This window comes from Herbaspirillum rubrisubalbicans (genome assembly GCF_003719195.1).
Lineage (GTDB): Bacteria > Pseudomonadota > Gammaproteobacteria > Burkholderiales > Burkholderiaceae_D > Herbaspirillum > Herbaspirillum rubrisubalbicans.
The window spans coordinates 1544350-1559006 of sequence record NZ_CP024996.1 but is presented as its reverse complement, the minus strand read 5'-3'; the positions used below and the strand labels follow the sequence as shown (position 1 = coordinate 1559006).

General features: G+C 60.1%; 12 protein-coding genes and 1 pseudogene. 5 read left to right on the top strand and 8 right to left on the bottom strand.

The genetic code is table 11. The features are described from left to right. Positions 1–17 precede the first annotated feature (17 nt). The gene (locus RC54_RS06900; RefSeq protein WP_174526077.1) at positions 18–1085 is read left to right on the top strand and encodes a GGDEF domain-containing protein; all 1068 of its coding nucleotides are present in this window, start codon (positions 18–20) and stop codon (positions 1083–1085) included. 70 nt (positions 1086–1155) lie between these two features. Here the strand turns inward: RC54_RS06900 and RC54_RS06895 are convergent, their stop codons facing one another. From RC54_RS06895 to RC54_RS06885, 4 genes are all read right to left on the bottom strand, one after another. Continuing rightward, positions 1156–1488: a helix-turn-helix domain-containing protein gene (locus RC54_RS06895; protein WP_058894717.1), complete on the bottom strand. Its 333-nt coding sequence runs from the start codon at positions 1486–1488 to the stop codon at positions 1156–1158. Next, positions 1472–1726: a type II toxin-antitoxin system RelE family toxin gene (locus RC54_RS06890; RefSeq protein ID WP_058894716.1), complete on the bottom strand. Its 255-nt coding sequence runs from the start codon at positions 1724–1726 to the stop codon at positions 1472–1474. Before RC54_RS06890 ends, RC54_RS06895 begins: the two co-directional genes overlap by 17 nt. Before the next feature lie 155 nt (positions 1727–1881). Then, the gene (locus RC54_RS25845; protein ID WP_255220986.1) at positions 1882–2016 is read right to left on the bottom strand and encodes a hypothetical protein; all 135 of its coding nucleotides are present in this window, start codon (positions 2014–2016) and stop codon (positions 1882–1884) included. Positions 2017–2124: 108 nt separating this feature from the next. Beyond that, positions 2125–3564 (bottom strand): YihY/virulence factor BrkB family protein, encoded by a 1440-nt coding sequence (locus RC54_RS06885; protein WP_082685997.1) that lies wholly within the window; start codon positions 3562–3564, stop codon positions 2125–2127. A 298-nt stretch (positions 3565–3862) separates the two neighbouring features. Here RC54_RS06885 and RC54_RS06880 point away from each other — a divergent pair, with 298 nt between their 5' ends. Beyond that, positions 3863–5296, top strand: a complete 1434-nt coding sequence (locus RC54_RS06880; RefSeq protein ID WP_058894715.1) for an NAD-dependent succinate-semialdehyde dehydrogenase — start codon at positions 3863–3865, stop codon at positions 5294–5296. A 96-nt stretch (positions 5297–5392) separates the two neighbouring features. Here the strand turns inward: RC54_RS06880 and RC54_RS06875 are convergent, their stop codons facing one another. The 4 genes and pseudogenes from RC54_RS06875 to RC54_RS25700 form a co-directional block, all read right to left on the bottom strand. Further along, a complete protein-coding gene (locus RC54_RS06875; RefSeq protein WP_061789027.1) occupies positions 5393–8323 on the bottom strand; it encodes a DNA translocase FtsK in 2931 nt (976 codons plus the stop codon). A 157-nt stretch (positions 8324–8480) separates the two neighbouring features. Further along, entirely contained in the window at positions 8481–9050 is a 570-nt protein-coding gene (locus RC54_RS06870) for a DNA-3-methyladenine glycosylase I (RefSeq protein ID WP_058894714.1), read from the bottom strand. A gap of 579 nt (positions 9051–9629) precedes the next feature. Continuing rightward, positions 9630–11210 carry a methyl-accepting chemotaxis protein gene (locus RC54_RS06865; protein WP_061789026.1) on the bottom strand — a complete coding sequence of 527 codons (1581 nt, stop codon included), beginning with the start codon at positions 11208–11210 and terminating at the stop codon, positions 9630–9632. 267 nt (positions 11211–11477) lie between these two features. Next, positions 11478–11612 (bottom strand): annotated as a pseudogene (locus RC54_RS25700) (stress response kinase A); the annotation flags it as partial. Between RC54_RS25700 and gmtX the strand changes: the two are divergent. From gmtX to RC54_RS06840, 3 genes are all read left to right on the top strand, one after another. Next, complete coding sequence (gmtX, locus tag RC54_RS25610) at positions 11592–12020, top strand: gamma-mobile-trio protein GmtX (RefSeq protein WP_255220987.1); 429 nt, start codon at positions 11592–11594, stop codon at positions 12018–12020. The pseudogene RC54_RS25700 and the gene gmtX overlap by 21 nt on opposite strands. A gap of 801 nt (positions 12021–12821) precedes the next feature. Further along, a complete protein-coding gene (locus tag RC54_RS06845) occupies positions 12822–13670 on the top strand; it encodes a hypothetical protein (RefSeq protein WP_156481265.1) in 849 nt (282 codons plus the stop codon). A gap of 137 nt (positions 13671–13807) precedes the next feature. Next, the gene (locus tag RC54_RS06840) at positions 13808–14611 is read left to right on the top strand and encodes a restriction endonuclease (protein ID WP_061789023.1); all 804 of its coding nucleotides are present in this window, start codon (positions 13808–13810) and stop codon (positions 14609–14611) included. Positions 14612–14657 lie beyond the last annotated feature (46 nt).

The window sequence follows — 14657 nt, the reverse complement described above, 5'->3', positions numbered from 1 at the left end:
CAGAACATAATGGGCTCATGCAGGACATCGACGAAGAGATGAAACAACCGCTGCTCAAGCATCTGGTAGAAATCACGGCCCACCGGGAGCATTCCCGCCTGGCCATCTCCGTCATCTCTGCGCTGTACCAGTTGACCGAGGTGCAGTCCATCCGCATGTTGGACATCTTCACCCTGCGCGACGAATACTTCGTGCAGGAAAAGATGGTCATCCGCGATGGCACCGTCCACACCATCGCCGAGCTGACCAGCGACGATCCCAAGGAACCGCTGGCAGCCTATCCGGCCATGTTGGCCTGTATCCGCAATCACCTCAACGAATATCAGGAAACCACGGACAGCGGCGAACACCTGCTATGGCTGCCGGTCTGGTTGCACGGCAAGATGAACTCCTGCCTGGAGATCCGCAGCCAGAGCGCCTTCACGCCGGCCATGATGGACGTGATCCATGGCATCTTCCACGTCTACTGCAACTACCAGAGCCTGCTCGATTACAGCGAGCGCGATGCCTTGACGGGCTTGTTCAATCGCAAGACCTTCGATGAGCAGTTCACCCGCTACGCCTTTGCCATCGCCCCGCACGAAGCGCATTCGCTGGAAGAGAACGAACGTCGCCACGAAGACCATGGCGAGCCCAAAGGGCACTGGCTGGGGGTGGTGGACATCGATCACTTCAAGCAGGTCAACGACCGCTATGGCCACTTGTATGGCGATGAAGTGCTGATCCTGGTGGCCAACATCCTGCGCGCCTCGTTCCGCGCACATGACCGCATCTTCCGTTTCGGCGGCGAGGAATTCGTGATCCTGCTGCGCTCGACCACGCTCTCGGACGCCCGCAAGATCTTCGACCGCTTCCGCCAGAACGTCCAGGAATACGACTTCCCGCAGGTGGGCAAGGTCACCGTCAGCCTGGGCTTCGTGGGCATCGCCCGCGAAACGCCGGTGGTGATCCTCGGGCACGCCGACCAGGCGCTGTACCACGCCAAGAAGAGCGGCCGCAACCGCATCTGCTACTACCAGGAACTGGTCAATGCAGGGGTACTGCGCTCGGGCATCACGACCAACGATACGGTGGAATTCTTCTAGGGCCGGCTCCTGTATGCCGAGGAACAAGTCAGGCATCTGAGCTCTGACCTCTAAGCTCTGACCTCTGAGGTCAGAAGTCGAGTTGCGCGATGCTCACTCCGAGCGCCGCCGCAATCCTTTTCAAGGAACTGGGACGCAGGTTCCTGCTGCTTTCCTGCTGGGCATACGCCGACTGCGAAATGCCCAGGCGCGCCGCCACTTCCTGCTGGGTCAGGTCCAAATGTTCACGCCAGCTGCGGATGGCAGTCCATTGGTGATCCACCATCATCGCTACCACTTCGTGCGGAACATATTGCTCATCTTCAGCACGATGCTCCTTCAGGTAATCGGCATAAGGAATAACGACGAAGGCAGGCTTGCCGTCGGCGCCATGGATGATCTGGATGTTAGTAGGTGCGGTCATCGCGCTTGTGCACTTCCTCGATGGAGACGATGCGAACATTCCCGTCAAAGTTGAAGAACACTCGATAATGGCCAACCCGGAGCCGATATTGACAAGGATGATTGGTCAGCGATTTCACGTGCTGGCAATGCGGCATTTGCGACAACTTGGCCGCAGCATCCTTGATCCTGACTTGATCCGGAGGACTGATCCTGAGCAGTTGCTTGATCGCTCTCGAATGCCACTTGATCGAGTTCATGTGTTCGAATTATAAGTCCGTTTATTAGAAAATTCTCAATTTATTAGACTTGGACTTATTTCCCCGAGTCAGCGTGCCAGCTTGCCTGCAGCCGCAGCTCGTCGCAAGCAAGCGACTCGATTGGCTGACACACTCTCGAAAATACTCGGCGCACCTCAAGCCAACACCGGCTCACTGCTCTGCGCCATCAACCGTATCGGAATCGACTTGGCCGCCGGTACCTTGCTGCCGCGTGCATGGTGGAACAAGGGAATGAGGGCATTGAGTTCGGGGATGCCCTTGGTTTTCATATCGCTTCTCCGCGCGTGATGCAATCAGGCAGTCATGGTAGGCGCCGCACCGATTTACAGCGCGACCAATTCCTACAGCCTCTACAGCCGCTACAGCATGACGACAGCTCAACGCTTGCCGGCATCGGTGCGTACCACCTGTTGCGCCTGTTCCAGGCTCACGTGATGCTCTTGCACGGTATTGACCAGCTTTTGCCGCCTGGCACGGGAGCCGAAATTGTTGGCGTAGATCCAGGTGAACTCCGCCCCCAGCAGGAAGATCTGGGCCGAGTAGTAAATCCACAGCAGCAACAGCGCAAACGAACCGGCTGCACCGAAACCGGAAGTCATGCCGGTACTGCCCAGGTACAGGCCGATCAGGTATTTGCCGATGATGAACAGGACCGTGGTGGCCACCGCGCCGATCCACACGTCATGCCAGGACAAGGTCACGCGTGGCATGAACTTGTAGATCATCGAAAAGAGCGTGGAGAACACCACGAAGGACAACACGAAGTTGAGCAATTGCAGCACCAGTTGCCAGCCCTCGAACCAGCCGCCCCACCAGCGTCCCAATGCCGCCAGTGCGGCGCTGACCACCAGCGAGATGATGAGCAAGAATCCCAGCCCCAGGATCAGTCCGAAGGACAATAGCCGCGTGCGTGCCAGTTGCCACACACCACTCTTGCGCTTGACCACGGGAATGCGCCAGATGCGATCGAGCGCACTCTGCAATTCCGAGAACACGGCCGTGGCCCCGATGACCAGGGTCACCACCGAAATACCGGCGGCGATCATGCCTTCACGCGGCTGGCTCACCGAGCGCAGCAGTCCCTGGATGGCGAAGGCGCCCTCGGTGCCGACGATGTCGCGGATCTGGTTGACGATCTCACCCTGGGCCGCATCATGGCCGAACAACATGCCGGCCACCGCAATGGCGATCACCAGCATGGGGGCAATCGAGAAGATGGTGTAGTAGGCGATGGCTGCGCCCATGCTGGGGGCGAAGTCGGTGATCCAGGCATCGATGGCCGCCACCGTCATCTGCCAGGCTTGCTGGGCGCGCGTGCCGCCCTTGAGCATCTTGACCTCGGCCGCCGGGTCCAGGTAATCCGAAGGGACCGGCTCCAGCCTGGCCTTGACGATGTCCACCCGGGCCGGGGCGTCGGGTGGCAGCGGTGTGTCCATCTGGGCCTTGGCTGCCGCCACCTTGGCGCGCGCCGCACCCTTGCGCCAGGCGGCGATGAGCGGCATGGCCAGGCTCACCAGGCGCAAGGCGCGCTCCAGACCGTGCGGGATGAGCTCGCGCGCGGGTTGTTCGGCGCGCTCGTGCGGGGGGGCAGCGGCGCCCTGTGTCACCGCTTGCGCGCGCCGCTGCCGTCGCTTGCGGCCCAGCCAGAGTCCGAGGCCGGCACTGAGCACGAGGCCGGCGACGAAACCGCCACCGGAGAGGCCATCGTCATCCGGGTCGCACTGTTCATCACGCACGGGAGTGAGATCGGCAGCATCCGGCGCAGCATCGGCAACGCCAGGATGGCGGGAGCGCAAGGGGTCGTAAGAGCTGCTCATGAGGGGCCTCGGCTGCGTATTGTTGTGGCGGTGTGACTGGCGGGCGATGTCGATTGTTCCTCTTTGCGGCTTGCCCGTCCAGCCTTGTAGGAAGCCGCTGACGGCGACTCGGCAAGCGACGCGAAATGATCGTGCGTGGTATAAAGACATTCTTAAGACAGTCTTCGCGCCGCCACCGTGGTGGTCTCGCAATGCGCATGAACCAGACCGCCCCCGGCGGGTCTGCATGAATTCTCCCGGCCATCGCGCCCACCTGGCAGCGGTGACCCTGCCCCAACCTGACCAACGAGGATAGCCCATGTATAAGGACGTACAGCTTTTCATCAACGGTGAATGGACCGCCAGCGCTTCCGGTCGCACCATCGATGTCATCAACCCGGCCACCGAGGAAGTGATCGGCAAGATCGCCCACGCTGACCGCAGCGACCTGGACCGCGCCCTGGAAGCGGCAAAGAAGGGCTTCGAGACCTGGCGCAACATGTCCGCCTTCGAGCGCTCCAAGATCATGCGCCGCGCCGCCGACCTGCTGCGCGAGCGCGCCGAGGACGTGGCGCGCCTGATGACCCAGGAACAAGGCAAGCCGTTGGCCGAAGCCAAGATGGAAACCCTGGGTGCGGCCGATACCATCGACTGGTTCGCCGAGGAAGCGCGTCGCACCTATGGCCGCCTGGTACCGGCCCGCGTGCCGGGCGCCTACCAGATGGTGATCAAGGAGCCGGTCGGCCCGGTGGCCGCCTTCACGCCCTGGAATTTCCCGATCAACCAGGTGGTGCGCAAGCTCTCGGCGGCCCTGGCTGCCGGCTGCTCCATCATCGTCAAGGCCCCGGAAGAAACCCCGGCCTCGCCGGCTGAACTGATCCGCGCCTATGCCGATGCGGGCGTGCCGGCTGGCGTGATCAACCTGGTCTATGGCGTGCCGGCCGAGATCTCGGAATACCTGATCCCGCATCCGGTGATCAAGAAGATTTCCTTCACCGGCTCCACCCCGGTGGGCAAGCAATTGGCGGCGCTGGCCGGCCAGTACATGAAGCGCGCCACCATGGAACTGGGCGGTCATGCGCCGGCCATGGTGTTCGATGACGTCGACGTGGACGTGGCGGCCAAGACTCTGGCCATGGCCAAGTTCCGCAATGCCGGCCAGGTGTGCGTCTCGCCGACCCGCTTCCTGGTGCAGAAGGGTGTGTTCAATGCCTTCGTCGACAAGTTCGTCACCTATGCCGAGCAACTGAAGGTGGGCAATGGCCTGGAAGCCGGCGTGAACATGGGGCCGGTGGCCAACAAGCGGCGCATCCCGGCGCTGGAAGCGCTCATCGACGACGCCCTCGCGCAAGGCGCGCAACTGCGCACCGGTGGCAAACGCATTGGTAACAAGGGTTACTTCTTCCAGCCCACCGTGCTGACCAACATCCCGCTGAACGCCCGCGTGATGAACGAAGAACCCTTCGGCCCACTGGCCCTGATCAATTCCTTCGAGTCCCTTGATGATGTGATCGCCGAAGCCAACCGTCTACCCTTCGGTCTGGCCGCCTATGCCTTCGCCAAGTCGGCGCACACCAAGCACGCCCTGGCGGCGCGCGTGGAAAGCGGCATGTTGACCATCAACCACCTGGGCCTGGCCCTGCCGGAACTGCCCTTCGGCGGCATCAAGGACAGCGGCTACGGTTCCGAAGGCGGTACCGAAGCCATCGAGGCCTACATCAATACCAAGCTGGTGACCCAGTTAGATATTTGATTAGATATTAGATATCTGATGACTTAGCCTCTGTGCTCATGCAAAAACGGCGAACCCGCAAAGGTTCGCCGTTTTTGTAGGGGGGTCTTGCGATGTTTATTCCTCGCCCCCTGAAGGCGGCACCAGGATATCGCGGCTGCCATTGCGCGACATGGCCGAGAGCACGCCGGCCGTTTCCATCTGCTCTACCAGCCGCGCAGCGCGGTTGTAGCCGATGCGCAATTGACGCTGCACCGAGGAGATGGAGGCGCGGCGCGTCTTGAGCACGAAAGCCACGGCTTCGTCGTAGAGCGGATCGGATTCGGCATCGCCGCCCTCGCCGCCGGCAAACATGTCGGCCTGTGCGGTGTCCTCTGATATCGGAGGCGCCAGGATTTCTTCGATGTAGCGTGGCTCGCCGAAGGACTTCAGGTATTCCACCACGCGGTGCACTTCCTCATCTGATACGAAGGCGCCATGCACGCGCTGCGGATAACCCGAGCCGGGCGGCAGGAACAGCATGTCGCCATGGCCCAGCAGCGACTCGGCTCCCATCTGGTCCAGCACGGTGCGCGAGTCGATCTTGGACGAGACCTGGAAGGCCACGCGGGTCGGGATATTGGCCTTGATCAGGCCAGTGATCACATCCACCGATGGGCGCTGGGTGGCCAGGATCAGGTGGATGCCGGCCGCACGCGCCTTCTGCGCCAGGCGGGCGATCAACTCTTCGACCTTCTTGCCGACCACCATCATCAGGTCGGCCAGTTCATCGATGACGATGACGATGGTGGGCAGCTTTTCCAACGGCTCGGGCGCGTCCGGCGTGAGGCTGAAGGGATTGGGAATCTTCTCGCCACGGGCGGCGGCTTCATCGAGCTTCTGGTTGTAGCCGGCCAGGTTGCGCACGCCCAGCTTGGACATCTTCTTGTAGCGCCGTTCCATCTCTTCCACCGCCCAGTTCAGGGCGTGCGCCGCTTCGCGCATGTCGGTCACCACCGGCGCCAGCAGGTGCGGGATGCCTTCATAGATCGACAGCTCCAGCATCTTGGGGTCGATCATGATCAGGCGCACTTCCTCGGGGGTGGCCTTGTAGAGCAGCGAGAGGATCATGGCATTGATGGCCACCGACTTGCCCGAACCGGTGGTACCGGCCACCAACATGTGCGGCGCGCGCGCCAGGTCGGTCACCACGGGGGTGCCGGTGATGTCCTTGCCCATGGCAATGGTGAGATGCGAAGCCGACTTGCGATAAGCCTGCGAATGCACGATCTCGGAAAGCTTGATCATCTGCCGGCGCGCATTGGGCAACTCCAGGCCCATGCAGGTCTTGCCGGGGATGGTCTCGACCACGCGGATGGAGGTCAGGCCCAGGGCGCGGGACAGATCCTTCATCAGGTTCACCACCTGGGCGCCGCGCACGCCCTGCGCCGGTTCCACCTCGAAGCGGGTAATCACCGGGCCGGCCTCGGCGCCCAGTACGGTCACCGGCACCTTGAATTCGCGCAAGCGCTGTTCGATCAGGCGACCGGTTTCCTCCAGTTGCTGGGGATCGATTTCGATGCGCGACTCCGGCACTTCATCAAGCAGGTCCAGCGAGGGCAAGGGAATGTCCACGTGCGGCTCGTCTTCCTGCGCGCCATAGGACAGGGCAGCCGGCTGCGTATAGTGCGGCACGGCGGGCGGCTGATGCACCGTGAAGGAAGGCGTCGGTGCCGCCTGAAGAGGAGACGGAGCAGGCACAGGATCGGGCAGCATGTCGAACCAGGGTGCATTGAAGGTGCCCAGGTCGATCGGTTCCTGTTGGACCGGTTCAGGCTCGGGGGCTGGCGGCAAGGCCGTGGGTGTGGACACCGGCGGCAAGCTTGACGGCGGCACCATGGGCTCGGCAGGCGCTTGCTGCGCCAGCGGCACGATGGGGGCCGGCTGCGGCAACGGTTCAGGCGTGCTGCTCTCCTGCAGCGAGCGCATCAGGCGCGTCGGCACCAGGTCGGCACGCTCGGTCGGCGTGCCTGCAGTGGCACCGGGCGGCTGGCCAGCGCGGCCCACGCTACTGATGCGGATGCTGCGGGTGGCCGGTGACGGCGGCATGGTCGAGGTCGGGTTGCCACGGGCAATCGAGGAGGGAATGGGACGAATCGGTGGCGTCGGATTGCTGGCCCGTGACAGACTCGCATCGGCCGCTGCGCTGGCCGCGGAGATAGCGCGGCTGGCGGCGGCGCGAGCCAGCATGGCCTCGGTCGGACGCAGGCTTTCGAAGGCCGCCCATTCGGATTCGGGACGGGGCTTGGCAGCCGGGCCGGCTTGACGGGGATTGAGCGAAGGCCATTTGCCACCCTGGCCACCCTGCCCGCCTGGCCCCGTGTGTTGCTGGCGAGGATGGTTTCCGGTGATGGCCGAGAGCGGGACTTTCCAGTCATCGCGGGCTGCGCCCTCAGCCGGACGGGGCGCGGGCGGCGTCGGTGGCGCGGCCGGGGTCAGCCGGGCCGGGCGCGGACGCGGTTCGAATGGCGAAGCGGCCGGCCCGCGGGTGGGCGAAGGCGCACGGCTGACCGGGGGGCGACGCTCGCTCGCGGCCGGGAAACTGCTGCGCGCACCACTGCCCCCATGGGCGTGCAGGCTGCTCAAGCGCACCCGTTCGCTTTCGATGCTGCCGCGGCGCGGCGGGCCCAGGTCCAGTTCGGGATGATCGTCCCGCTCGCTGACAGCAGTCCGGCTGAAGATGGCCCCCAGCAGCCATTTCAGGCCCAGCGCCAGCAAGCCCAGCATCAGCAGGGCCGCCAGCCATTTGTTGATCTTGCCGCCCAGGCCCTCCATGAGGGCCGCGCCGAACAGCGCCGCACTGGGGCCATCATCGCTGGAACTGAGTTGGGCGCGGATCAGCGACTCCAGCGCAGCGCTGGCCGCCAGCAACAACAGGCTGCCGCACCACAGGCGAATGGCGCCGCGGCCCCCGAAGAGCGACTTGCGGCCGAGCGCGCGCACTACCGTGCGCAGCAGCAGCGGCAGCAGCCAGAGGACCGACCAGCCAAACCATTTGACGAAAATCATGCTACTCCCAAACTTCACCGGCCTGGCAAGACGCCAGCCGGCCTCGTGAATCTATTCGGACAACGCCGATGCGCGCCGCAGGCTGCGAGTGTAAACCAAACCCGACCCCAGCCACCTGAGCCGACGCCGTCCTTTGGTGTAGGTTGGTCCCTGCACCTTAGCCGGCATGGCAATGGCAATCGCGTACGTGGTCGTTGATCACGCCCACGCCCTGCAGATAGGCGTAGATGATGGTGGAACCGACGAACTTGAAGCCGCGCCGGGCTAGGTCCTTGGAAATGGCGTCCGACAGCGGCGTCTTGGCCGGGCAATCGGCCAACGACGCCCAGCGGTTGACGATGGGCTGGCCATCGACATGACCCCACAGATAGGGATCGAGCCCGCCCACTTCCTCGCACAGCTTGAGATAGGCGCGGGCATTGCCGATGGTGGCCGCCACCTTGAGGCGATTGCGCACGATGCCGGGATTGGCCAGCAGTTGCGCCACCCGGCGCTCATCGTAGCGGGCGATCTTGTCGGCGTCCCAGCCGTCGAAAGCCTCGCGGTAACTGTCGCGCTTGTTCAGTACGGTTTCCCATGAGAGCCCGGCCTGGGCGCCTTCCAGGTTCAGCATTTCAAACAGACGGGTCTCATCGTGGCAGGGCACGCCCCATTCATGGTCGTGATAGTCAACGTAACGAGGATTGGCGAGGTTGACCCAGCCGCAGCGGATCGGAGATGGATTCATGGTCAGTGTTTGCTTTCGTCCTGCCCTCTAGGCAGGCTGCGCCGGGTCGGGCGGGTCAATCGGTAACTCCTCGATGCCCATGGCCCGAATTGCCGACAGATCATATATCTTTCAGGAAATATCGGCAGCATCGCCATCCAGCACAACATCCGCATGACCGCATGAGCACGTTGCTTGCCGACCGCTGCCGCCTGCGCATGTCACGGCAGATGTGACGGGTCAGGGGACTGGACGGCCATCATACCGAACAGTTTGCCGTGATACGTCAGGTGACGCAAAAAATTAGCGGGACGGCTCTTGTTTTATCGGGAAGGGGAATGCCTGAGGGCAGCGTTGACCATCGGCACGGGACAAGTCAACACCGCCAGCCATAGGCCGGCGACCAGCCTGTGTTGCCGCCGGGCAGTTGGAAGCGCGCAAAGCGCCACGTCCAGCTATTGCGGCCGGACGTGCTGAGGCTGAATAGCCCAGGGCGGCATGACGCTGCCCTGGACTGCAATGCACTGGTCTGAGCTGCTCTGCGCAGAGCTCAGACCTCTTACCTCTTACCTCTTACCTCTTACACATCTTACCTCTAGCTCACTCCACCAGTTCCAGCGTCAAGCGTTCCTGGGCCAGCTTGAACACCGACATCGCATTGACCAATTGTTGCGCCTGGCCCTTGAGGCTTTCGGCCGCGGCTGCGGTCTGCTCGACCAGGGCCGCGTTCTGCTGCGTGACCTGGTCCATCTGGGTGACTGCCTCGCTGACCTGCCCCACACCGGCGCTTTGCTCCACGCTGGCTTCGTTGATGCGGCTCATGATGTCGGTCACCCGCGCCACCGAGGCCACCACTTCATCCATGGTCTGGCCGGCCTGGTCGACCAGTTGCGTGCCATGTTCGATGCGCTCCACGCTGACCGTGATGAGTCCCTTGATCTGCTTGGCCGCCTCGGCCGAGCGTCCGGCCAGGCTGCGCACTTCGGAGGCCACCACCGCAAAGCCGCGGCCCTGCTCGCCGGCACGGGCCGCTTCCACCGCCGCATTGAGCGCCAGGATGTTGGTCTGGAAGGCAATGCCGTCGATCACGCCGATGATGTCGGCGATGTGCTTGCTGCTTTCGTTGATGTTGCGCATGGTCTGCACCACTTCCGAGACCACCTCGCCGCCCTTCCTGGCGATATCGCTGGCGGCCTTGGTGAGGCTGTCGGCTTCGCGCGCGCTGTCCACGTTCTGGGTGACCGTGGTGCTCAGTTCTTCCATCGAGGCAGCGGTCTCTTCCAGGGCCGAGGCCTGCGATTCAGTGCGTTGCGCCAGGTCGTTGTTGCCCTTGGAAATCTCGGCGCTGGCCGTGGCTACGTATTCAGCGTTGCCGCGCACGCTGCGCACCACACCGGTCAGGGAAGTCTGCATCTCGCCCAGGGTATGCAATAAAGGGCTGAATTCATCGCGGGCATCATCACGCACCTCCACCGTGAAGTCGCCATCCTTGACCCGCTGCGCCACCTGCTGCGATTGCACCACGCGGCTGCGCAACACCCGTCCGATATACCAGGAGAACAGACTCAGTCCAATAGCAATGACCACCACCAGCGAGGTCAACTGCATCCGCATCAGATTAGCCGAGTTGCCGATGTCGAGCACTTCCTGCCCGACCGAACTGCCCTGGCGCGCACGCTCTTCGCTGAGCCACTTTTGCAGGGGTGCGAAGGCGGGTGCGGTTTTCTGCTCCAGCATGGTCATGGCATCATCGGTGCGACCATCGCGGATGAGCGCCATGTTGGCCTCGGCCACCGGCCAGGTGACTTGCTGCAGCTTGAGCCAGTTGCGATCGAAGGCGTCCCGCCCTTCCTGGGTGGCGACGTCCTTGAGGTAGGCATTGTCGTTGTCGGTGATCTGCTTGCGCATGGCGTCGACATCGGCCAGCGCTGCACGGATCTGCGCCGCATCCTTGACCAGCAAGGCCTGGCGCAAGTCCACCATGACCCGGGTCAGGTTCAGTTCGGTACTGGCGATGAGGGCCAGTTGAGTGACGCGGACCTCACCGACGCGATGCGCCAGCTGGTTGACCTGCGACAGTTGCACCCATGAGGTGATGGCCAGCGCGCTCAAGGCTGCAATGAGCAGCCCCGAGACCCCGTATAGACGCGCTCCAATGGAAAGTTTCGTGATCCCCAGCATATCGGCCCCCTTTTGACCTTATTGAATGAATGAAGCATCAGGACAGGGAACCATCAGATCGTCAGATCGTGATGCAGCACCCGGCCCTGTTGCTGTCCAACATAACAAAAGGGATCAGGCCGGTTTTGATATTCGTCAAACGCCAGTAAGCGAGTAGTATTGATGATTTTTCAAAACAACATGACAAAACACCATCCACTCGCAGGATGAGAAGATTCAAGCCTCAAAGCAAAATGCGAGTCAATTATGCATTTTTGGAGCGGACCACTACCAGGCAAATGGCGCTTCCTGCATCAAGGCCACCTGCTCGCGCAATTCGAGGATGCGGTCTTGCCAGTAGCGCACGCTGCCGAACCAGGGAAAGGCCACCGGGAAGGCGGGATCATTCCAGCGCCGCGCAAGAAGTCTTCTACCGCCATGCGATCCCGCGACAGTCTGCTGACCGATAATGATTTACTCCAGAAAATTTCTGATCCCGCGTTGCGGGTGCTATTGGGACATATCATTGCCGAGAAAGATCGCCTACGCGGAGAAGTCAAACTACTTCGGGCGAACGCTAACGTAATCGTTGATCGACGTGTCCTACCAGGCCACATCAACGTCACACCGAAAGGCGAAGTAGTCCAGATGACGAGTAGCATCGGCCTGTCAGATACCGAAAAGCAGGCGCTAAGACAAGCCATATCAATAGAATTTTTGAACCAAGAAGGGTGGTCTGAAGGCGCTAACGACGAGATACTAAACTCTCGTCGCAGAAAGCTTTTTGATATCGGTTTCATCAACGCGATCAAGAAAACACTCGATTCGTGATCGCATTTCTCCCCGATTGTTGATCACGGTGGTATGGCGTCTAAGCACCTGACCGATGCCACTGATGATGGAGATTTTCTTGACATACAATTTTCGTAACGCAGGACTGAGGAACGCTTAAGTGAATATTGGAGCATGGTTGTCCCATCCAGTAGCGCCGATTAGCACCACATAGAGGAAAAACAAAAGCCCCGTCCAAAGGCAAACAATGGCACCAGCAGTTTGCGTCTCGAAGCACAATTTAATCGCACTTCAAACGCCCCATCATTTGCACGTATGCGCCATAACGCCGCTTCGACGATAAAAGTAGCGCGCCGCTATTGAAGCAATATGCCTATGCCAACAAAGCCTGTATCGCCCCTTATGAGCATTCCAGCTCATCAGTATCTAAGGGAGGTAGCTCTCGGAAGGCGTAACAGTTCGCCCTGGCATCATTCAGTGCATGGTGCTCGGGCAGCTTGTTTTGTCGATGAAAGTCATAGCGCAAAAGCTCATTGATTCGGTCGACGACGAGCCGACGTCGACACCACGGTAGAACCTTTCCCTCTGTGCCGACCGCACGGCAAGCGAAGCCCGCAGGCCCGGATCTAGAAGCCGGGTCAGAGGCGTCAGCCGAGCGGATCGAGGGAACGATGGAAGCCTGAATGGGGCGAGACGCCGCAAGTGGCTCGATGCGCAGCACGACAGCGCGACCGGCTATATTTCTTGGCCGGGGGCATCCGAATTTCAAGATGAAATAAACTGTCTGAGCGAAACGAACGCTATACTTACAGAAGCCATGACAGTTTTTTCGATTCGATGATGAAAACAAACAAGAAGCAGAACAAGGAAAAGTCTGACTATTTCTCCGCTAGCAAGCCAGTGCATCGGCGGTCTTATTGCGCCTTTCTGGATGTCTTGGGCTTCTCGGAGAGGATTCGCGCCAGCTACAAGGACGGCAGTGGGAACAAACTGCTGGAGAGCTTTCACAAGATTCTCGCCAGGAGCATCGCCCGATTCAAGGAGAGCACGGATGATTCAATGCTCTATTTCAAATCATTCACTGACAACGTGGTACTGGCCCATCCCCGGTTTAGCGACGACATGGAGTCTGAGTTTGGGTTCATTCTTTGGGCCATCAAGGAATATCAGTTTCAGATGGCGTTGAAAGGCTTCTTCATCCGAGGCGGCCTGGCGGTAGACCAGTTGTTCATGGACGAGAACAGTGTATATGGCGCGGCATTGCTGGAGGCATATCGTCTTGAGAACAAAGTAGCCGTCAACCCCGTCGTCGTCTTGTGCGACAACACGATGAGGCTGGTGGAGAAGCACCTCACCTACTACTCCGGTGAGAATGCTCCCCAGCTCAAGGATGTACTGAAAGGCCCAGATGGGCGCTATTTCCTGAACTATCTGTCAGAGTGCATTATTGAGGGCGATGATCGAGAGTATCTCGATGTCAAATCCCTTCGCCTGCACAAGAAGCAAATCGAATCAGCGCTGAAAGCCTATGTAGCAGTCCCAACAGTCTTTTCAAAATTCGCGTGGCTCGCCGCCTATCACAACTACTTTTGCGACACGGTTTCCAGCTACCCGGAGTACAAGGACTCGTTAAAGGTTTCTGCGGTGCTCGCCGCCACCCAGTTCCAACGTCTCGCCAAGAAGAAGTAAGCGGCCAATGCAACCTGCCAAGCTCTATGTCATTGGAAACGGGTTCGACCTATTTGCTCACATCAAGAGGACATTGGCAGCGATGGTTCAGTCTTTGTTGCCATGCGCAGACAGCCACTCACTAAGGATATGTATATATGAAACCCGGCTCTTCGCTGGAAAAAGACGTTCAGAGGGTCTACACCTTTCTCCTGAATATGCGGGACGAAGGTGTCGTCGTTGGTAACCCTGTTTTCATGACTGGAAAATCAGGTGAGCAACACGAGATTGATGTGTACTACGAATTCACCAAGGCGGGAATCCGCCATCGAGTTGCCATTGAGTGCAAGGACTGGGCAACGCCAGTATCAAAAGGTCAGATACAAGAATTCGAATCCAAGCTTCGTGATATTGGAAATATTACGGGAGTGGTCGTTTCAAGAAACGGCTACCAAAGTGGTGCAGAAGGATTTGCCAAATACAACGACATACTTCCGCTCCGCTTCGATGATCTACCTTCTTTCAACAAGCTCCTTGCTGAGCGCTTAAAAACAGTTGCCCTGCCGGATGAAGATTATCCTGGTGAGCCATTCTGGATAATTATGGAAACTCGGGATGGAAAGGTTACTGGATCACACTACGGGACAGCCTTCCCCGGATTCAAAGAACGTCTAATCCCTCTTACCTTTTCAAGGCAGCATGCAGAGCGCATTTTCCGAGATGCAAACCTCAATCCTAATCAATGGGCGATTCGAGGACTTCCTCGCTTTGCACTGAGAGCTTTTCTTATCACACTTGAGCTATACGAAAAGAGAATGAATGCTGGTGCTATCATTTGCTTCCTTCCGCCGGGAGCAACTCCCAATGCTCAGATTGTAGGCATTCGTGCGTTCCGAGAAGATCTGATTCGAGATTATTACGGCGAGCCAATTCCATCTATCGAAGATGCGGTCAATCGTTAACATCGCGTAAGTACCTCACCACATCTAGAACCAACGATCCAAGCCA